We start from the raw sequence: 19823 nt of genomic DNA, 5'->3' as shown, positions 1-19823 counted from the left end.
AAGCTTCAATTTTTGTTAAATTGACTCAAAATATTAAAATTATATTAGATTAATTAGTTAAGATAGCCATGAAGAAAGAGTTTGTTGTAAAAAGCATTGATTCTGCCCCTGATGGAGCACCATATGTAGTACTATCTTTATCTTCGTTAAAAGATCTTAAAGAAGGAAATCAAAACCCTCCTTCGCCGTTTGGTTCACCTAAAGTGATGGGATTTTCAAACATGAATGATATGATGAAAGACCTAAACAAGATGATGTCTGGTGCAGGTGGTGGTTTTGGAATGCAATCTGGTATTACTCAATTAAAACTCGAAATGCATGAATACAAAGAGATGAGTCTTTCAGTTGGTGATAAAGTCTTTCTTGAATTAACAAAAGAAGAAACACTTGGAGTTTAGAAAATTTTTAGTTTTTACCAAATTGTGTTGAAAAACTTCCAACCATAAAATGCAGCTACTGTTGCAATTACAAATAACATTGGTTTCCATGCAAATACTGGGATTCCCGGAGTTGCAAGTTTTACCTTGTAGTTATCAACTACTGTAGTGATATTTTTCTTAATTTTATCGTGCCAAATATTATAATCGATTTGATATTTCTTTAAAATTTCTTCAACTTCATAAACTACTGGTGTTCTTTGTGAAAACAAATGTTGAAGATAATCTCTAGATACTTCAACTTCTGCATGAATTCCGATCTTACCGTCTTCTAAATCAACCATTCTAACATGCATCTCCCAAGGTTTTTTTAATTTTAAATTTAGACCACTACCAATTTGATCTGGTTGTTTATGTTCTAATTTTACTTTTGTAAATCCCTCTTCTCTGAAAATTTTAGTTAATTCTTCAAAACTTTTTTTGACTACAATATGGAGCTGTTCTACTCCTTCTGTACTATCTACGTGAATTTTGTGTTTTATTCCATCGATAAATGAAACTGTTTTTGGATATTTTGTTAAATATTCCATGTTTTCTCTCTCTGATTCCCATATTTAAAAAAACTTCCCTATCACACCTAGTTTTTTGGTGAATTTGAAAGTCCTCTTACATACACGCATTGTTCTGGTGCAATTGCCATTTCTGATGAATTTATTTTTCTATCTGTAAGTTTTGCACCTGAATTTCTTACAATTGCAAATGGTTTTGATTCTCCACCTTCGCCCATTTTGTGATTTGCAATTGTTGCAAGATTGTCCACTACGGCTTGAAATGTTACCTTTAAGGGATTTCCATCTAAATCTTTTTTAGATCTCATATCTAAAACTGGTTCAATTCCTGCACAAGAGATTGCTACACCTGATGTTCCAATTCTAGCAGGCATTAATCTACTATCTACTAAAATCACTCCAACATGGATTAATGATTTTAAGAATATTTTTCTTTTAATTTGTTCAGCAATCAGATAAGGATCTTTTGGATATAGTATTGCTTTGCCTTTTTTTGCATTTGATTTATCAATTCCTGCATTTGGTGCCATGATATTGTCTGCAGAAGTGATTACAAATCCTCCAATACCTCCAAAAATTTTATCAGATTCTCTGATGATAACTTCTGCCATTTCTGGTTTTAAATTAAATTCATTTGCAATTTCCCCCCCGTATTCTGATGCTCTGATTTTTTCTAAATCTACAATTCTTCCTTGTGAATTTGATACATATTTTGTTGAAATAACTATAATGTCCCCCTCTTCTAACATTATTTCATTTTTTTGCAAAGTATTTTCTAACTCTTGGAAAATATCGAACTTCTTTTCCATTCTTTTAGCCAGTAGAGGGAATACTGTCAATTGCATAAAATTCCTGTGTTCTTTTTCTTTTTTATTGTTCTGAAAAGCTTTTAATCCCAAGACTGAACTTTTTCAATTATGAATATAGTTGAGAAGATTCTTGCACGTGCTTCAGGTAAGTCCTCCGTAGCACCTGATGATGTAGTATTTGCTAATGTGGATAAAGTAATGATGCATGATGTTTCTGGACCTGGTGTACTAAAGGTATTTGATAAATTAAAAAAACAAAGAATTGAAGTTGATAAGTTATGGGATCCTGCCAAAGTTTGGGTAGCTGAAGATCATTTTGTGCCTTCTGCTGATAAGTTATCTGCAGAAAATATTGTAAAATTAACTGATTTCACAAAAAATTATGGAATTGAGAAACATTTCAAATACGGCATGGGCCAATATGGAATCTGCCATACTCTATCTCATGAACAAGCAATGGTGATGCCAGGTGATGTTTATGTTGGTGGTGACTCTCATACAAATACTACTGGTGCTTTAGGAGCATTTGCAGTTGGTTTGGGACATACTGATATTGCTTATGTTTTGTTAAATGGAAATATTTGGTTTAAAGTTCCTGAAACTTACTTTTTCAAACTAAATGGAAAGTTACCTGAACATGTTATGGCCAAAGACTTGATTCTAAAAATTATTGGAGAAATTGGTAATGATGGTGGTGCATACAGAACAATGCAATTTGGTGGAAGTGGTATTGATGAAATGTCTGTTGAAAGCAGATTGACTTTATGTAATATGACCACTGAAGCAGGAGCTAAAAATGGGATTGTAGAACCTGATCAAAAAGTTGTTGATTACCTTTCATCAAAAGGCGCAACAAATTTCAATTTGGTAAATGGTGATGATGATGCAGAATATGCCAAAGTTTTTGAATTTGAAAGTTCCGAAATGGAACCAATTATTGCAAAACCTTTCTCTCCTGATAATACATGTGTAGTAAGTGAAGCTCCATCAGTTGAGTTGGATAAATCTTACATTGGTTCTTGTACTGGTGCAAAGTATGAGGATTTGGAAGCTGCAGCAAAAGTTCTCAAAGGAAGAAAAGTTAAGATAAGAACTGAAATTTTACCTGCTGCAATCTCGATTTATCAACGTGCGATGGAAAATGGATTATTGAAAATTTTCTTAGATGCCGGTGTAACTGTTGGCCCTCCAACTTGTGGTGCCTGTTGTGGTGCTCATATGGGCGTGTTAGCAAAAGATGAAATTTGTATTAGTACCACTAACAGAAATTTCCCTGGTAGAATGGGACATGTTGAATCACAAACATATCTTTCATCACCAATGGTTGCAGCAGCTTCTGCAGTTACTGGAAAAATAACTGATCCAAGGGATTTGATATGAAAGGCAACGTCATAAAATACGATCGTGATAACATCGATACTGATGTAATTATTCCTGGCCAATATCTCAAAGTACACGATTATGCTGAGCTAGCAACCCATGCAATGGAAGGATTAGATCCTGATTTTCATTCTAAAGTAAAAGAAGGTGATTTTATTTTATCTGGAAAGAATTTTGGTTCTGGCTCTTCTCGAGAACATGCACCAATTGCATTATCTCATTCTGGAGTTAAAGCAATTCTAGCTTTATCTTTTGCAAGAATTTTTTATAGAAATTCTGTAGATGGTGCATTTTTGTTACCTATTGAAATTGGTCAAGATGCATATGATGGAATTTCAGATGGTGATGAACTTGATATTGATATCACTAGAAATGAAATAAAAAATCTTTCAACAAATCAGTCATACAAAATGAAACCTTTTTCTGAAATTATTGGAAAAATTATTGAAGCAGGTGGATTATTCAAGTATAAACCAGAATTGGATTAAAATGGGAAAAACACTTTTTGAAAAAATTTGGGAATCTCATATTGTAGTAGAAAAACAAAATCAACCAGCTTTAATTTACATCGATAGACATCTTGTTCATGAAGTCACTTCTCCTCAAGCATTTGATGGATTACGTATGAATGACAGAAAAGTTCGAAGACCTGATTTAACTATCGCAACAATGGATCATAATGTTCCAACTAATGATCGTTCTTTACCGATATTGGACCAAACATCTGCAATCCAAATTAAAACACTAGAGAAAAACTGTGAAGATTTTGGAATAAAATTATTTGATATTAACAGCCCAAATCAGGGAATTGTACATGTAATTGGACCTCAATTGGGCATAACATTACCTGGAACTACAATTGTTTGTGGTGATAGTCATACTTCTACACATGGTGCTTTTGGTGCACTCGCATTGGGAATTGGTACTAGTGATGTTGAACATGTTTTGGCATCTCAAACTTTATGGTTGGAAAAGCCAAAAACATTTGAAGTTAGAGTTGAAGGAAAAAGAAGGAATCCTCATGCAGTAACTGCAAAAGACATTATTTTATCAATCATCAAAAATATTGGAACTGCTGGTGGAACTGGAACAGTAATTGAATATCGTGGTGAAGGAATAACTGATCTTTCTATGGAACAACGAATGACAATTTGTAATATGTCGATTGAAGGAGGAGCTCGTGCAGGATTAATTGCACCTGATCAAAAAACTTTTGATTATTTACGAAATAGGGAATATACTCCCAAAAATTATGAATCTCTAGTAGATTTTTGGAAAAAAAATCTCAAAACAGACCCTGATGCTACTTTTGATAAAACATTTGTTTTAGATATCAATGAAATTGCACCTCAAGTAAGTTGGGGTACGAATCCTGGAATGACTTGTGATGTGGATGAATCTATTCCATCTCCTGATGAATTTTCTAATGGTGATGCTAATCAAAAGAAAGGTGCTGAAAAAGCCCTTGAGTATATGGCACTTGATTCTGGAACTATGATTGAAGATATCAAAATTGATAGAGTGTTTATTGGTTCTTGTACTAATGCAAGATTAGAGGATCTTATTGAAGCTTCAAAAGTTATTCAAGGACAAAAAGTTGCTTCAAATGTTAATGCCATGGTTGTCCCAGGTTCCCAAATGGTAAAAAAACAAGCTGAAGAAATGGGATTGGATAAAATTTTCATTGATGCTAATTTTGAATGGAGAGAGGCTGGTTGTAGTATGTGTTTAGGCATGAATCCTGATATTTTATCTCCTGGTGAGAGATGTGCTAGTACGTCAAATAGAAATTTTGAAGGTAGACAAGGAAATGGTGGTAGAACTCATTTAGTCAGTCCGGTAATGGCAGCAGCTGCTGCAATCAATGGACATTTTGTTGATGTAAGGAAATTGGATTTGAATTAACATGGAACCTTTTCAAAAAGTAAAAAGTATTGTGACTCCTCTTGACAAAGTAAATGTAGATACTGATCAAATTATTCCCAAACAATTTTTAAAATTAGTTCAAAAATCTGGATTTGGTAAATTCTTATTTTTTAATTGGAGATATGATGAAAATGAAAATTTAAAATCTGATTTTATTCTAAATGATTCTAAATATGATGGTTCAAAAATTTTGGTAGCAGGTGACAATTTTGGATGTGGTTCTAGTAGAGAACATGCTGTTTGGGCTTTGGATGATTATGGTTTTTCTGTAATTATCTCATCTTCTTTTGCTGATATCTTTTTTAGTAACTGTTTCAAAAATGGAATTCTTCCTATAGTTTTAGAATCTACCCTTGTTGATAAACTTCAACAAGAGACTGACCTGATTGAAGTGGATTTAGAAAATCAAGTTATTAAAACTAATTCCGAAAACATTGCTTTTGAAATTAATTCTCACAAGAAAAAAATTCTCTTAGAGGGATTGGATGATATTGCACAAACTTTGCAGTTTGAAGAAAAAATCTCATCTTTTGAAGAGAAATCTACAATCCCATCTGTTTTATGATTTTCGTTACTAATTTTTCGTTTCTCTCTAAAATCATTGGTGATTCTGCATCAATCCACTCAACTCCTTCTATATCGTGAGCACTAATTTTTCCTTCTTTTGATAATTCTTGTAAAATGTCAAATGACAAATTTACTTGTTTTTTCTTTTTCTTTTTAATTCTCTGAATGATTTCTTTATCTAACATGTAGATTCCTAAACATTCTGATAATTGTAATTTCATTATTGGTTTTTCTTTAAATTCTGTAATTATCCCATTGTCTACTACTGCAAAACCTGTTTCTTCCTTTCTCTTTGTTCTAGTTGCGATACAAGCTAAACTGCTTTTCTCTTTGAATGTTTTTCTCATTTTTGTAATATCTAATGCACATAGATTATCTACAAACCACAAGAGAAATTCTGATTCATTTTTTAACTCATTTTGAATGTGAAGTAAATCTCCTCCTGTTCCACTTTGTGAGTCTTGGATGAATTTGATGTTTTTTTGATTTCCATAATAGTTTTTGATTTGTCCTCCTAAACCCATGTAATCTGAAATTATGATTATTTCTTTAATGAATTTGAATGATTTTAGATATCTTACAACATAATCAATCAGAGGTTTTCCATTAATTGGTGTCATTGCTTTTGGAAAATATTCTGTATATGGTTTTCCACGGGTACCTTTACCCCCAGCTAAAATTACAACTTTCACAGTCTAACGGTATGATTTCTGCTTTCTTCTTCTTGCACCAGGTCCGCCAAATTTCTTTGGTTCTTTTTGTCTGGCATCTCCACTTACTAGATACTTATCAAAATCAGTAATTCTTTTTCTAAGGTCTTCTCTAGTTGATTTTGGGAAAGGATGATCTTTTGGCTCTTTTTTAGATTTTGTCCAGCCTACTAATGCTCTGGTGATTGCTGTTGCTACTGCACTTGCTTGTCCCATGAATCCTCCGCCTCTTACTCTTACTGAAATATCAATTTTATCTCTCAAATCTCCTGTAATTTCAAGTGGTGCTAAAATGACTTCACGAGCTGTTTCTTGTGGAATCATTTCTACTGGAACATTGTTAATTCTGACTTTGCCTACGCCTTTTGTAATGTATACATGGGCACTAGCTGTTTTTCTAGTTGCAAAATAAATTTCAGTTTTTGGAATCATATTATTCTGTCCATCCTATTACTCTACATATTTCTGCTAATGTAGTATAATTTGAAGCTGCTCTTTTGATTAATGCTTTTTCAAATTGTGTTTTCTCTAATGACTTTGTATCGTTAGGTGCGCCAATGTATGTTCTTAATCTTTGGAAAGCTAACTTGCCTGATGGTTTTCTATCAAATGGTAACATTTGACGAATCATCTTTGCAATAATTGTATCTGGTCTTCTGTAGTGTACAGGTCCATGTTTGTAATTGATAATGCTGTTAATTTCTAAAAATTCTCTATACTCTTGAATTTGATTCGATCTTGTTCCACTCATCATAATTTTTTCACAATTGATTACTGTAACTCTTTGTCCTTGTAATAGTAATTTTGCAACGTTTGATGCTAATCTACCTGCAATGTGATTTGTTGCATCAACTACAATTGGTCTGTCTGTTCTAATTACAACTTCTTGTTTGGAAGTATTTGAATTTCTTCCAGCAGGTCTGTTTAATCTTCCATTAGCCAAGTAGTACTACTCCTTTGCCTGTTGGATTTTGTTTTATTAATTCCTCATGTGAAATTAATTTTCCGCCATTTTCTAAAACTTTGGCTGCTGCTGAATTTGAAATTGAAAATGAACATAATGTGATTTTATGTGAAATATTTCCTGTTCCCAAGACCTTGCCTGGAAATACTACTGTGTCATTATCTTTGGTTAATTGACTAATTCTATTGAGATTGATGTCTCTTCTTGCAATTGATGGTTTTAAGGCATATTCTGCTAATTTACCCCAAATTGGAGCATCATTTTTAGTTGATGCTTTTTTAAGATCGCTTGCCATACGAATTACAACTTGATTAGTCATGTGAATAATCCGGCTTAAAACCCAAATATAATGTCTATGCTTCACTTATTCTTCGATATTGTTGATCATATCTTTAAATTCAACAACTCTTCTGCTAACTTCTTGCACTCCTTCTAGAACAATTTGTTCTGGATTTAGTGCTCCTGTGGACTCTATGGTGAGTATTTTCTCATCATCTTTGTCTGTATCTGTAAGCATAGCAACGTTAGAAGCATTCCATTTTGCATGTTCTGTACCACGTCCTAGTCTTGCATAACACTCAACTTTGATTTTTTGACCTGGGGCTAATTGAACAATTGGAACTTTTTCAGAGACTGGTTTTACACTCTCATCTTCTGAAGATAGTTCTCCTGATAAAACAGCTCTAGTTTCTTCAGATTCTCCAGAATCTAATACTAGTAAGACTTTGTCTGATTCGTTGAATTTACTCAAGTCTGTTCTTAATGGAATTAATCCCAATCTGTGAGCTAAACCTTCATCAGGTAACACAGATGTATTTTCAATAATGTCTACTGTATCAATTGCAAGAACTGGAACTCCGTTTAAACAAACACGTCTTAGAGCGTTTGCATATTGTAATGGAACTCCTTTTAGCTTTAAGGATATCTTCTCAGAATCTTTTGTAATAACGTCTAATGATGACAAATCTTGATGAAAATCGTCAAAGTGCACATAAAAATCTAGCTAGCTTTACGTATAGATAAATACCAAAATGTTATAGCAATAAGATATGGCTGATGTTACTGTAGTTAGATACTCTTTTGAAGGTGAAAAATTTGAGATACTGGTAAAACCAGATCCTGCTTTAGATTACAAATTAGGTAAGAAAAAAGATATTTCTTCGGTTTTAGTTTCTGAGGAAATCTATACTGATTCGGGAAAGGGTACAAAACCATCTACTGAAAAATTACTTGCTGCCTTCAAAACTGAAGATAAAATTGAGGTTGCTCAAATAATGTTTGAGAAAGGAGATCTAAATCTTACAACTGATCAGAGACGAAAAATGGTGGATCAGAAAAGAAAACAGATTATTGAATATATTGCAAAGACCTTTGTTGATCCAAAAACTCACTTACCTCATCCTCCATTACGAATTGAACAAGCAATGAAAGATGGCCGTGTCTCCATTGAACCTCAAAAAAGCGTAGAAGAACAAGTTAAAGATATTGTTGAAAAATTACGTTCAATTATTGCATTAAAATCTGAAAATCTCCAATTAGAGATCACTATTCCTGCACAATACGCCTCTCAGTCCTATTCTGTTTTGAAATCTGTGGGTTCACTAAAAAAAGAAGAATGGCAAAACAATGGTTCACTAAAAGCAATACTTGAAATACCCGCAGCAGCAAGGCCAAACGTGATTGACAGATTAGGTTCTATAACTAAGGGCTCTGCAACTGTAGAGGTAATGAAATAATATGGCTGATAAGCGAAAATACGTTATTCCTGGTGATGTAATTACTAGTGGACCTTTTAGACCAGAACAAAATGTAGTTTTAGAAGGAAACAACATAATTGCAACTGCTGTTGGTATATCTGAAATTTATGAAGATTCTGTTAAAGTCATTCCTTTAACTGGAAAATATATTCCTAAAATCAACGATCTTGTAATTGGTAAAGTCATTTCTCACACTTCATTATCTTGGGAATTAGATGTAAATTCTTGTTATGTTGGATTTTTACCTGCTCAAGATGTTTTCGGACGAGACTTTTCAACTCATGCTGATGAACTTTCAAGTAAACTAAAAACCGGTGATTTGGTAGCTGCCAGAATTGCAAATTTTGACAGAACTAGAGATCCTCTTGTTACTATATCTGATAGAGACTTAGGTAAAATAGATGATGGAATTTTAGTAAAAATTTCTCCAAGTAAAGTTCCACGTTTGATTGGCAAAAAAGGAAGTATGATACAAATGATTGAAATGGCTACTAATGCTGCCGTTACAATTGGTCAAAATGGTTGGGTTGTAATCTCATGTGAGACTGATGAAGGACTCTTAAAAGCTAAAAAGGCAGTTGAAATGGTTAATGAAAAAGCACATATTGCTAACTTAACTGATTTAATTAAAGATATGTTAGATGGAAAGGATGAATCATAATGGGTGGACGAGATGCAACCATGGTTCTATTGGACGAAAACGGTATTCGTTGTGATGGACGTAAAATAGATGAACCACGTAGAATTATGATAAAAGCTGGTGGATTAAAAAATGCTGATGGTTCTGCTTACATTGAATTTGGCGATAACAAAATCTTAGTTGGTGTATTTGGACCAAGAGATGTTCATCCAAAACACATGTCAGATACTGATACTGGAATTTTGAGAGTTAGATATCACATGGAACCATTTTCTGTTGGTGAAAGAAAAAGACCAGCACCTTCAAGAAGAGAAATTGAAATTTCCAAAGTAATCAAAGAAGCATTAGAGCCTGCAGTAATGTTGGAGAAATTCCCAAGAACTGCAGTTGATGTATTTATTGAAGTTTTACAGGCTGATGGTGGAACTAGATGTGCTGCCCTTACTGCAGCATCTGTTGCATTAGCTGATGCTGGTATTCCAATGAGAGATATGGTTGCAGCAATTGCTTCAGGTAAAGTTGCAGATACCATTATTCTTGATGTTAACAATGAAGAAGACCAAGCAGGTCAAGCAGACATGCCAGTTGGATATATGCCAAGTCTTAAGAAAATTACATTATTACAATTAGATGGTGTCTTAACTCCTGAAGAATACAAAAAATGTGTAGATGTTGGAGTTAAAGGATGTGAAGTTGTTTACGAACTTCAAAAGAAAGCACTTCATGACAAATATTTTGGGAATAAAGGAGATTAGATATGACAAGCGATTCAGTTATTGACGAACTAAAAAAAGCACAAATTCTTGAGTTATTAGAACAAGGAAAAAGAGTTGACGGAAGAACACTGGATGAACCAAGAAAAATCTGTATTGAAATTAACGCAATTCCTAAAGCAAATGGTTCTGCAAGAGTTTACCTTGGTGATACCCAAGTTTTATGTGGAGTAAAAATCCAACCAGACAAACCTTTCCCAGATGTGGGTGACAAAGGTATGTTTATGTGCACTGCTGAATTGTTGCCACTTTCACATCCAACTGTTGAAACTGGACCGCCACAAGCTCCTGTTATTGAATTGGCAAGAGTTGTTGATAGAGGAATTCGAGAAAGTCATATGGTTGATGTTTCTGATTTAGTAATTGAAAAGGACAAATCTGTAGTTGGTGTATTTGCAGATGTTGTGGCAATTGATTATGATGGAAATCTTTTTGATGCATGCTCCTATGCTGCAACTGCTGCTTTACTTACATCAAAAACTCCAACATGGGAGATGGTTGATGACCAACCTTCAGTAGTTGAGGGTGCAGACAAACCGTTACCTGTTACCACAATTCCTGTATCTGTAACCATGGGAAAAATTGGAAATTATATTGTTGTTGATCCTAATGGTGATGAATGGGACAGTATGGATTCAAGAGTTACAATTACTACTGATTCTGATGGAAATATTTGTGCACTGCAAAAAGGTGGCAGTGATGGATTTACCCAAGACGAAATTAACCAATGTGGTGAATTATCAATCAAAGTAGGCGCAAAGATAAGGGAACAATTAAAATCAGTCCAACAGGAGAGTCAATAATATGGCAAAAGCAAAGAAATCACTTAAAGGCTTAGGTGCACGTTACGGAATTAAACTTAGAAAACAATACACAAAAGTTCATCTCCAATTAAAACAAAAAAGAAGTTGTCCTGAATGTGGTTCAAAGACCTTTGGTAGAGATGCTGTTGGAATTTGGTCTTGTAAAAAATGCAATTACAAAGTAGCCGGAACTGCATATGACATTAAACTATAGTGCAAAAATTACTGTAGATGCTAAAGATAAGAATAATGCAATTTTTGATTCTGTAAATACTGACAATGAATTTTATCCAGAAAACCCTGTAAAAACTAAAATCCAATTAAATACAAAATTAGTAATTTCTGCTGAAACTGATCAAATTGCACATCTTCGAGCAAATCTAAATTCAACTCTCAGACTAATTCAAGCAAGTTATGATACAATTGAATCGGTAAAGATATAATCCGATTAATTTCACAAATATTCATGTCATCTCCACAAATGCCTCCATGGCTTCAAGAGCAAGTTGGAAAATTACAACAATCTCAACAAAATTTACAGTCTATTATGACTCAACGACAGCATCTTGAAATGGAGAAAGCAGAAACTGAAAAAGCTATTGATGAATTAAAGAAAGTTGCAGATGGTGATTCTGTCTTTAAACAAGCTGGAACTGTTTTAATTAAATCTGATAAAAAAACCATATTGGATGAATTAGAGGAAAAAATAGAATTGGCAAAAACTCGATCAACTGTTCTTGAAAAACAAGAAGTTCGTGTAAAAGAAACTCTCAAAGAACAAGAAGCAAAAATCACTGAAATGATGAAAAGTGGAAATGCTCCTTCACCTCCAGCATCAGATGATAACCCTAGAAAATAATTTTAGTCTATTTCAAATAAGATATTAACAATTCATTATAACTAATATTTGTGAAATTAGAACATCTTCGAATTATTGTTGATGAACGAGAAACAAAAAGTGGGATTCCGAAATTACTCAAAACAATTGGTATGAATGTGGAAATGAAAACACTTCCAATTGGTGATTATATTGTTGCACCTGAAACTATTGTTGAAAGAAAAAGTATCAAGGATTTGATGGCTTCTGTTTTTGATGGGCGATTATATGACCAATGCAGCAGGCTCAAAGAACATTTTGCATATCCTATTGTTTTATTGGAAGGAAATGTTGATGAAATCGAAGAAATTACTGACAATCCTTTAGTTTTCTATGGTGCTATCTCTCGAGTTGTATTAGAATTTAAAATTCCTATAATCCCTACCCCTAGTGCATCTCATACTGCAAAATTATTAGTTTCAATGTGTTCTAAAAAAGATGGGCCAACAGGACCATACTTGAAAAAAATAAAAAAATCATCAAATTTAGAAACTCAACAACTCTCAACCCTTTGTAGTTTACCTGGAATTGGTGAAAAATTTGCAGTACGAATGCTTGAAAAATTTGGTACTCCGTCAAAAGTTTTTAGCGCAACAACTTCTGAATTGGCTAAAGTTGAAGGATTGGGTGAAGCTCGTGCAAAAAAAATCAAAAATATGTTAACCACTAAAAATAAACTTCAAAAAGAAAGTAACCAAAAGACACTAACATAACCATTACTGTCATCTTATTTCACGAATTTTTATAGTACATGCTTTAAGAAAATTTATGGATAATCGTGTGAATATTGCAGTTGTAATTGGTGTAATCTTTGTTTTAGCTTTTGCTGTAACTTTAACTCAAAGTGATAAACAAGTTGAATCTCAACTTATCGAGGATGAAATTCCTGAAGAATTAATCTATGAGTGGTTGAAAAAATATGATCCTTCTGAACAAATCATTTCTGTTTCTGGCAGTGCTATGGCCTCTTCAAATCCTGATACTTTAATTATTGTATTGGGAGTAGAATCTGAAGCCAAAACTGCTAATGAATCTCTATCTCAAAACTCAAATTCACTAAACTCTGTAATTTCTTCATTAAAAAATTCTGGAATTTCTGAAGATGATATCCAAACCTCAAATTTTTCAATTTACCCATTATATGACAGCATCAAAGATTCTAATGGAAATTGGCAACAAATTCTAAATGGATATCGAGTATCAAATATTTTATCAATTCAAACTGAAAGAATTGATTCTGCTGGAGATATTATTGATGCTGCAGTTTCTTCTGGAGCAAATCGTGTTGATGATGTTTCATTTCAATTATCTGATGATAAATTACAAAAAATCAGCGATGACTTGATTGCTGATGCTATTAATGATGCAACCCAAAAGGCAGAAAAAGCACTTGTTCCGTTAAAACAAAAAATTGTTGGAGTAAAATCTATAGTTATTCATGATAATGTAGTTCCTTACTATGATGGTCCAATGCGAGCATCCTTTGATGGATTTGCTGAATCTTCAATGAATTCTTCTCCAATTATGTCTGGTGATGAAGAAATTACTACAAATGTTAGTGTTGTATTTTACATTTCACAAAAATAATTCTTCTAAAAAATTATTTTATTAATTTTCTTTTTAATGCTGTTCCACAATTCGAGCATTCTTTTCCACTTTGAAAACTAGTTTTACATCCTGGACAATAATGAATCCATTTCCCAACATCCTTGATTCCTTTTGTCATGATCGGTGCAATATCTAATCCCATATTTTTAGCGACATTTGAAATCGCAAAATCATCTGTAATGATTTGACCTTTTGTTTCTAATCCTAATGCAATAATTGAAATATCTTGTTTTGACAACTGTGGAAAATCTCCTGTTTCTTTTGCTGATTTAATTGCATCCTGCGTTGATTGTTTGTCAGGCTCCCTAATTTTTAATCTATTAGTTTCGAGAAGAGTTCCTAAAACATCTTGACTTTTTTTGATATGTTGAATTTCATCATAAACTAGGGCTGTTGTGTAATAATCTTCTGATGATCTAAATGGAACCCCTGCATAAAATGCACTGGCATCTAAAATTCTAAAACCCAAGTTTACTCATTTGTCTCAAACCTCTTTTTTTCAACCTAATGAAAACTGCTGGGCTTTTGTATTTTTTAATAATTATTGGTTCTTCGTATCCTGCAGATTTTACAACTTGTGCATCTATTGCAATATTGCAATCATGTGAAGAAATAATTTCAATTTTTTCATCCGGTACAACTAATGATGCTAATCTGTAAACAGGTGCAACTGGTGTAATGATCAAGACATCTAAACTTTCGTGTAATATTGGACCTCCTAATGAAAATGAATGACCTGTTGAACCACTAGGTGTTGCAATAATCACTCCGTCCATTTTTTGTTTTACTGTGTCATTTTGAAATTTAATTTCAATTTGTGCAGTTTTTGTCAGGTTTGCTCTACTAATGTAAATTTCATTTAATGCTGGTGGGAATTCTTTGCCTCCACATACTGCAGTAACTCTTGTTCTTTTATCTAAAAAGAAATTATCTTCTAAAATTTCATTTAATGCTTTATCAATTTCTTCAATTGTAATTTCAGCTAAAATTCCTCTATTTCCACCAACATTGATTGTTAAAATTGGTGTCTCATTTTCTAAATTTCGAAAAACACGAAGTGTTGTTCCATCTCCTCCTAATGTTATTACAAGATCTAACTTCACATTTTGAATTTCTTCCAATTCTTCCATCTGTTTTGCTCCCTCCACCTTAACTGGTGAAATTGTATACACTGTTGCTTTTTTTTCTAATAATTTTTTAGCAACATCTTTTGCAGCATTTTCTGAATCTTTGTTTCCTACTTTACTTACAACGGCAACATTTTCTAGTTTCAAGTAAGTTCTTTTGAATTGTATTTACATAAAAATGATATTTTTACGGATATTCTATTTGATTCTTGATATTGTAAATTTTATGGGTAAAATAACTAAATTTCAAGAATTAATCTGTCCTCAAGATGACAACTGATAACGTTTTTAACTAAATTCTGCTCATAAAAAATGGATGTCATTACTTTTAAAAGATCGGGTGTGGTCAATGGAAGCACCAACTGCAAAACGTGGTGTTTACCCCTTACATGGTTTTAAACTTGGATTATACAGATTACCAATAGTACTTGAAGATCCTAATGAAATTAAATCAGTTCATGATGGTTTGAAAAAAGCATTTGAGATGGACAAATATGCAGACAGAATTTATGCAACATATCGCTGGAAAGAACAAAACATGGAAGATCCTGATGAAAAAGGATACGAAGAAGTTGATTTATCTGTAACAGTAGAAATTGTTACTGGTGAAGTTGTCGATATAATTTATCAGGTTTTTCCAATTGAGAAATTTGGAGATCCTAATTGGGTTAAAGATTATAGAAAGAAAGCAGACCATTTTGCAAAAATGGTAATTGATACTATTTTAAGAAATACGATTTTGGCTGATAAGATGATTTCTTATTTGGCAAAAAGTGAAAAGATTCCTGAACTTAATGCAATTCAAAGATTAGAGGAACTAACTCCCTTGGCAAAAATTGTTCTTGGTGCAAAACCAAAACCAATTGAAGCAACAGATGAAGAAGAAGAGGAAGATGATGCATCTATTGAAATTCCAGATGGTGCAAAACCTGGACCTATTGACGTTGATTATAAATCAAAAATGAAACAATCTGCTGTTTATGAAGCTGCAGAACACACTATCAAAACCTGGGGTCGTAAAGGTACCAGTAATGGAATTATGGGTGTATGGGGAGAATTTGTATCAGTAGATTATGATATTTGTGTTGCAGATGGTGGATGTATTGAAGCTTGTCCAGTTGGAGTTTACGAATGGTTTGATTCACCAGGAAATCCTGCATCTGATCAAAAACCATTAATGTCAAAAGAACCCGATTGTATTTTCTGTCTTGCATGTGAAGGTGTATGTCCTCCACAAGCCATCAAAATTTATGAGCAAAAATAATTGCAGTTATTGCAACTATAAATAGAGATAATTACTTTTGAGCAGCTAAAGATGGCTGGAAATCCTTTCACCCAATTGGTTTTTGATTTATTCATAATTTCTGCAATTTTGATTACTGCATATACTTGCAATTTTTACTATCTTGTTTTACTAGCAAATAAACGAAATAAATCTACTAAAACTGTTGATTTGGGAACTCCTTCTGTAACAATTCAACTTCCAATTTACAATGAAAAATATGTTGCAAAACGACTTGTAGATGCAGTATGTAATTTGGATTATCCAAAAAATCAAATGAATATTATGGTTTTAGATGACTCTGATGATGATACTGTTGATTTACTTGAAAAAACTGTAAATTATTACAAAACACAAGGATTTCAAATTGAACATATTAGGCGTGGAACACGAAAAGGGTACAAAGCAGGTGCTCTAAAATATGCAATGCAAATTACTGATACAGAACTTGTAGCCATATTTGATGCAGATTTTATTCCTCCAACATGGTTTCTCAAAAAAGCAATTCCTCATTTTTCAAAATCAAACATTGGTTTAATTCAATGTCGTTGGGGACATGTAAATGAAAATTATTCTACTATCACTAAAGTACAAGCTTTAAGTCTTGATTTTCATTTTCTAATTGAACAAAAAGCAAAAAGTGATTCTCATTTATTCATGAATTTCAATGGTACTGCTGGAATTTGGAAACGTGATTGTATTGAAGATGCAGGTGGTTGGCATACTGCAACTTTGGTAGAAGATCTTGATTTGAGTTATCGAGCACAAATGAAAGGATGGAAATGTGTATTTTTGCCTGACATTGTAGTTGATGCAGAACTTCCTGCTCAAATGAATGCTGCAAAAAGACAACAATTCAGATGGGCAAAAGGCTCAATTCAATGTGCTACAAAATTACTTTTTGACATTACTGCAAAACGTAAAATTTCAGTTGAAACTAAAGTACAGGCATTTGTTCAATTAACTCGCCATATTGTTTATCCATTAATGTTAATTCAATTTTTGGCATTACCGATACTTTTAGCAGGTCAAGTTAATCTTTATGTTGTTAGTTTTCTTCCAATTATTACATTTGCAACTTATCTTGCAATGGGACCTGGTGCATATATTTTGATTATACAAAATATGTATGGAAAATCGTGGAAATCTAAAGCAAAATTATTGCCTGCATTATTGGTTTACAATGCTGGAATGTCTGTAAATAACACTGTAGCAGTTTTTGATGCAATATTTGGAAAGAAAAATGAATTTCTTAGAACTCCAAAATATGGTATTATCAAAAAAGAAGATGATTGGAAAGGTAAGGCTTACAATTTGCCATTTACTCAAACAACCTTACTTGAAATCTTTTTTGGAGTTTATGGAACACTTGCAATTTTTATTTCAATATTTTCGAATAATCCTGTATTTGTTCCAATTATAGCAATTCAAACCATTGGATTTTTCTTTATTGCTTACATGAGCCTATCGCATACTAGATTTAAAAGAAATAAATCAAGTGAACAACGTAAAAGGACGAAGAAAGAGAAAATGGCAAATACAATTTACAAATTATCCATGATTGGAATTTTAGGATTGATTATTTTTGGTGGATTTATGGCAATTAATGGATATAATTCTGATATTTACCCTTTAGATAGAATCCGAGGTCATTTTGATGGAATTATAGGCTCATCTGACCCAGAAATTATTCGTGCACATCTAATAGCAATTCAATTAGATTTGGAGCCTATGTTGGAAAAATTACCTGAAACTACTGATACTCATAGTCAAGTTATTTCAAAAAACCCTGTATGGATATTTGCTACTGAATCAACAAACTTCATTAGAATTCAAAACAATGTTGATGCTATGCTTGTAAGTGTTGATGAACTCTCTACAATTCCTCCAGACAATTCAGCATATCATACAGGCATGATGGATATTAACAACAGAGCTGATCTCTTAAGACAAAATATTATGGATGCAACACCATACATGTATGTCAGTCTAGCAAATGTATTTTCTAGTATAATTTGGATAGCTGTAATTATTGGAATCTTTACTGCACTTAAACGAAAGAGAACACAACTTAAAGAATCTGATACAATTGGTGTCTAAGAAATATTTAGATCATTTCTGATTTCGTCTACTGCTCTAATTCCATAAATGTCTCTAACTTGTTGAATTCTAATTGATTCTTTTAACATGTCTCTACCAATAGCATTTGTTAAAATTGAATACACATCACTGAATCTTATTTCCCATCTGTCTGCACAATCTAACATTTTGCTTATTGCCCACTGTCTTACTTCGTGAGGTAATGGTATTTTTTCATCTGATTCAATTGAAATTTTATCAAACAAATTTACAATTTCTGATGTCAGTTTTGCCATCTTTTCAATATCCTTTACATCTCCATACTTTGATTCTGTATTCATTCTAATGTTTGATTGATATTCTGATAGTTTTAGCAAGGCCATGATTTCTTTTGATGAATCACTAGAAGCTTTGTTTGTGACATTTCTAACTGATTGTATCTCTTCAAAGAGTTTTTCAGACTTTTTATGAAATTCTGTAGTTGATGTTTCTTGTCTTTTTAGAGAATCTGAGACTGAACCAATTTTTTGTTCAATGTTGTTTGTTTTATCATAAACATTGGATTTGAAATTTGAGAAATCCTCTTGAACTAGTTTTAGATTTTCTCCTACAAATGCTGTCTGATCTGCCCTTTTTGTAATTGTTCCAATCTCTGTTTCAATTTTATCTATTTTGCCACCTAATTCTTTGATTGATTCTAAACTTATTGCATCACTGGAATTCACACTAGAAGAAACTGTTTCAAATTGTTGTTTGAGACCATCAATTACTCCACTTAGTGAATCAATTTTTGAAGATTTTGAAGATATTGTGTCAATTGAAATTTTAATTGCTTCTAATTCTGCATTTACATTTGATGCATCTGCTACTCCTGCAACAATCTTCTCAAATTGTTGTTTGAGATTTTCAACTACTTGAGTATTAGTTTTGATATTTTCTGTTTTTCCAGAAATTTCTTCAATATTTTCTTTTAGTTTATTCATCTCTGAACTAATTTCTAAAAATGAATTGGTTTTTCCAGAAACTTCTCTTAAATCATCTCTTACTTCGTCAATTCTCTGAGCAATTTTAATAATCATTTGAGAATTATTTGTAATTGAATTCATACTATCTTCAACTTTTTGAGAAATTTCTTGTGTTTTTGATTTCTTTTGTACTTCTGAAATTTTACTTAATTCATTTTCAAGTTTTTCAGTTTGATTGTTAATTTTATTAATTAAATTTGATTGTGTTCTAACTTGATTTAATCCTGCATACAATTTTTGAGTATCTTCTTCTATTATGTTGATTTGTTTTGATTGTTTTTGAATATGTTCTAATGTTAATGTCAGTGTATCGATCATCCCTTTCATAGATACTAGAACTTTTTGATTTTCTCCAAAAATCTTTGACATAACTTTGATTTCTTTTTGTAATGCTTTATTGGAATCTGAAACTGTTGAAACTTTTTTTAAAACTGCTGCTGGAGTTGGTTGTCTCTTAACTGTTTTTGTAACCTTTTTCTTTGTTGTTTTTGATACCATATAAGATGAATCAAGTACTAAGAATAAAAAATTTGGGTATAAAATAAAAAAT

Annotated in this window: 26 protein-coding genes; 16 read left to right on the top strand and 10 right to left on the bottom strand. The window is 32.5% G+C overall.

The features are described 5' to 3' along the window. Nucleotides 1-68 precede the first annotated feature (68 nt). The gene (locus AW732_RS04915; protein ID WP_067959370.1) at nt 69-398 is read left to right on the top strand and encodes a hypothetical protein; all 330 of its coding nucleotides are present in this window, start codon (nt 69-71) and stop codon (nt 396-398) included. A gap of 14 nt (nt 399-412) precedes the next feature. On the opposite strand, the gene AW732_RS04910 is transcribed toward AW732_RS04915, so the two are convergent. Together AW732_RS04910 and AW732_RS04905 are read right to left on the bottom strand one after the other, a co-directional pair. Next, nucleotides 413-967, bottom strand: a complete 555-nt coding sequence (locus AW732_RS04910) for a hypothetical protein (RefSeq protein WP_067959367.1) — start codon at nt 965-967, stop codon at nt 413-415. A gap of 47 nt (nt 968-1014) precedes the next feature. Further along, a complete protein-coding gene (locus AW732_RS04905) occupies nt 1015-1791 on the bottom strand; it encodes a coenzyme F420-0:L-glutamate ligase (protein ID WP_067959782.1) in 777 nt (258 codons plus the stop codon). 72 nt (nt 1792-1863) lie between these two features. On the opposite strand from AW732_RS04905, the gene AW732_RS04900 reads away from it, so the two are divergent. Genes AW732_RS04900 through leuD (AW732_RS04885) form a run of 4 tightly spaced genes read left to right on the top strand, consistent with a single transcriptional unit; the run spans nt 1864 to nt 5626 of the window. Then, a complete protein-coding gene (locus AW732_RS04900; RefSeq protein WP_067959363.1) occupies nt 1864-3135 on the top strand; it encodes a 3-isopropylmalate dehydratase large subunit in 1272 nt (423 codons plus the stop codon). Next, nucleotides 3132-3623 carry a 3-isopropylmalate dehydratase gene (gene leuD, locus AW732_RS04895; protein WP_067959360.1) on the top strand — a complete coding sequence of 164 codons (492 nt, stop codon included), beginning with the start codon at nt 3132-3134 and terminating at the stop codon, nt 3621-3623. The genes AW732_RS04900 and leuD (AW732_RS04895) overlap by 4 nt, the downstream gene beginning before the upstream one ends. Nucleotide 3624: 1 nt before the next feature. Next, complete coding sequence (gene leuC, locus AW732_RS04890) at nt 3625-5040, top strand: 3-isopropylmalate dehydratase large subunit (RefSeq protein WP_067959358.1); 1416 nt, start codon at nt 3625-3627, stop codon at nt 5038-5040. A gap of 1 nt (nt 5041) precedes the next feature. Continuing rightward, nucleotides 5042-5626, top strand: coding sequence for a 3-isopropylmalate dehydratase small subunit (leuD, locus tag AW732_RS04885; RefSeq protein ID WP_067959354.1), 585 nt, complete (start codon nt 5042-5044; stop codon nt 5624-5626). Here the strand turns inward: leuD (AW732_RS04885) and AW732_RS04880 are convergent. The 5 genes from AW732_RS04880 to AW732_RS04860 are packed head-to-tail and all read right to left on the bottom strand — an operon-like array spanning nt 5604 to nt 8266. Beyond that, nucleotides 5604-6320 (bottom strand): nucleotidyltransferase family protein, encoded by a 717-nt coding sequence (locus AW732_RS04880; protein ID WP_067959349.1) that lies wholly within the window; start codon nt 6318-6320, stop codon nt 5604-5606. The genes leuD (AW732_RS04885) and AW732_RS04880 overlap by 23 nt on opposite strands. Nucleotides 6321-6323: 3 nt before the next feature. Beyond that, nucleotides 6324-6770, bottom strand: a complete 447-nt coding sequence (locus AW732_RS04875) for a 30S ribosomal protein S9 (protein ID WP_067959346.1) — start codon at nt 6768-6770, stop codon at nt 6324-6326. A gap of 1 nt (nt 6771) precedes the next feature. Further along, on the bottom strand, nt 6772-7281 hold the full coding sequence (gene rplM, locus AW732_RS04870) for a 50S ribosomal protein L13 (protein ID WP_067959344.1): 510 nt from the start codon (nt 7279-7281) through the stop codon (nt 6772-6774). After that, on the bottom strand, nt 7274-7621 hold the full coding sequence (locus AW732_RS04865) for a 50S ribosomal protein L18e (RefSeq protein ID WP_082697418.1): 348 nt from the start codon (nt 7619-7621) through the stop codon (nt 7274-7276). The genes rplM and AW732_RS04865 overlap by 8 nt, the downstream gene beginning before the upstream one ends. A gap of 45 nt (nt 7622-7666) precedes the next feature. Next, the gene (locus tag AW732_RS04860; protein WP_253805569.1) at nt 7667-8266 is read right to left on the bottom strand and encodes a DNA-directed RNA polymerase subunit D; all 600 of its coding nucleotides are present in this window, start codon (nt 8264-8266) and stop codon (nt 7667-7669) included. 85 nt (nt 8267-8351) lie between these two features. On the opposite strand from AW732_RS04860, the gene AW732_RS04855 reads away from it, so the two are divergent. The 9 genes from AW732_RS04855 to AW732_RS04815 are packed head-to-tail and all read left to right on the top strand — an operon-like array spanning nt 8352 to nt 13739. Next, on the top strand, nt 8352-9038 hold the full coding sequence (locus AW732_RS04855; protein ID WP_067959339.1) for a ribosome assembly factor SBDS: 687 nt from the start codon (nt 8352-8354) through the stop codon (nt 9036-9038). Between the two features lies 1 nt (nt 9039). Then, a complete protein-coding gene (gene rrp4 / locus AW732_RS04850) occupies nt 9040-9720 on the top strand; it encodes an exosome complex RNA-binding protein Rrp4 (RefSeq protein ID WP_067959337.1) in 681 nt (226 codons plus the stop codon). Then, on the top strand, nt 9720-10454 hold the full coding sequence (gene rrp41, locus AW732_RS04845) for an exosome complex exonuclease Rrp41 (protein WP_067959335.1): 735 nt from the start codon (nt 9720-9722) through the stop codon (nt 10452-10454). Before rrp4 ends, rrp41 begins: the two co-directional genes overlap by 1 nt. Before the next feature lie 2 nt (nt 10455-10456). Next, complete coding sequence (rrp42, locus tag AW732_RS04840) at nt 10457-11275, top strand: exosome complex protein Rrp42 (RefSeq protein ID WP_067959333.1); 819 nt, start codon at nt 10457-10459, stop codon at nt 11273-11275. 1 nt (nt 11276) lies between these two features. Then, nucleotides 11277-11489 carry a 50S ribosomal protein L37 gene (locus tag AW732_RS04835; protein ID WP_067959331.1) on the top strand — a complete coding sequence of 71 codons (213 nt, stop codon included), beginning with the start codon at nt 11277-11279 and terminating at the stop codon, nt 11487-11489. Beyond that, on the top strand, nt 11473-11718 hold the full coding sequence (locus AW732_RS04830; protein ID WP_067959329.1) for a KEOPS complex subunit Pcc1: 246 nt from the start codon (nt 11473-11475) through the stop codon (nt 11716-11718). Before AW732_RS04835 ends, AW732_RS04830 begins: the two co-directional genes overlap by 17 nt. Before the next feature lie 23 nt (nt 11719-11741). After that, nucleotides 11742-12134 (top strand): prefoldin subunit beta, encoded by a 393-nt coding sequence (locus AW732_RS04825; protein WP_067959327.1) that lies wholly within the window; start codon nt 11742-11744, stop codon nt 12132-12134. Nucleotides 12135-12184: 50 nt separating this feature from the next. Then, nucleotides 12185-12865: an ERCC4 domain-containing protein gene (locus tag AW732_RS04820; protein ID WP_067959324.1), complete on the top strand. Its 681-nt coding sequence runs from the start codon at nt 12185-12187 to the stop codon at nt 12863-12865. A gap of 55 nt (nt 12866-12920) precedes the next feature. Continuing rightward, nucleotides 12921-13739, top strand: a complete 819-nt coding sequence (locus AW732_RS04815; protein WP_067959321.1) for an SIMPL domain-containing protein — start codon at nt 12921-12923, stop codon at nt 13737-13739. A gap of 13 nt (nt 13740-13752) precedes the next feature. Here the strand turns inward: AW732_RS04815 and AW732_RS04810 are convergent, their stop codons facing one another. Both AW732_RS04810 and AW732_RS04805 read right to left on the bottom strand, forming a co-directional pair. After that, nucleotides 13753-14229, bottom strand: a complete 477-nt coding sequence (locus AW732_RS04810) for a nucleotide-binding protein (protein WP_067959318.1) — start codon at nt 14227-14229, stop codon at nt 13753-13755. Then, the gene (locus AW732_RS04805) at nt 14219-15034 is read right to left on the bottom strand and encodes an NAD(+)/NADH kinase (protein ID WP_067959316.1); all 816 of its coding nucleotides are present in this window, start codon (nt 15032-15034) and stop codon (nt 14219-14221) included. The genes AW732_RS04810 and AW732_RS04805 overlap by 11 nt, the downstream gene beginning before the upstream one ends. Before the next feature lie 169 nt (nt 15035-15203). Between AW732_RS04805 and AW732_RS04800 the strand changes: the two genes are divergently transcribed. Together AW732_RS04800 and AW732_RS04795 are read left to right on the top strand one after the other, a co-directional pair. Next, on the top strand, nt 15204-16151 hold the full coding sequence (locus tag AW732_RS04800) for a ferredoxin family protein (RefSeq protein ID WP_067959313.1): 948 nt from the start codon (nt 15204-15206) through the stop codon (nt 16149-16151). A gap of 51 nt (nt 16152-16202) precedes the next feature. Then, on the top strand, nt 16203-18269 hold the full coding sequence (locus AW732_RS04795) for a glycosyltransferase (RefSeq protein WP_067959312.1): 2067 nt from the start codon (nt 16203-16205) through the stop codon (nt 18267-18269). Here the strand turns inward: AW732_RS04795 and AW732_RS04790 are convergent. Next, the gene (locus AW732_RS04790) at nt 18266-19771 is read right to left on the bottom strand and encodes a chemotaxis protein (RefSeq protein WP_067959309.1); all 1506 of its coding nucleotides are present in this window, start codon (nt 19769-19771) and stop codon (nt 18266-18268) included. The genes AW732_RS04795 and AW732_RS04790 overlap by 4 nt on opposite strands. Nucleotides 19772-19823 lie beyond the last annotated feature (52 nt).

This window comes from Nitrosopumilus sp. Nsub (assembly GCF_001541925.1).
Classification (GTDB): Archaea; Thermoproteota; Nitrososphaeria; order Nitrososphaerales; family Nitrosopumilaceae; genus Nitrosopumilus.
This window is presented reverse-complemented; position numbering and strand designations above follow the sequence as displayed.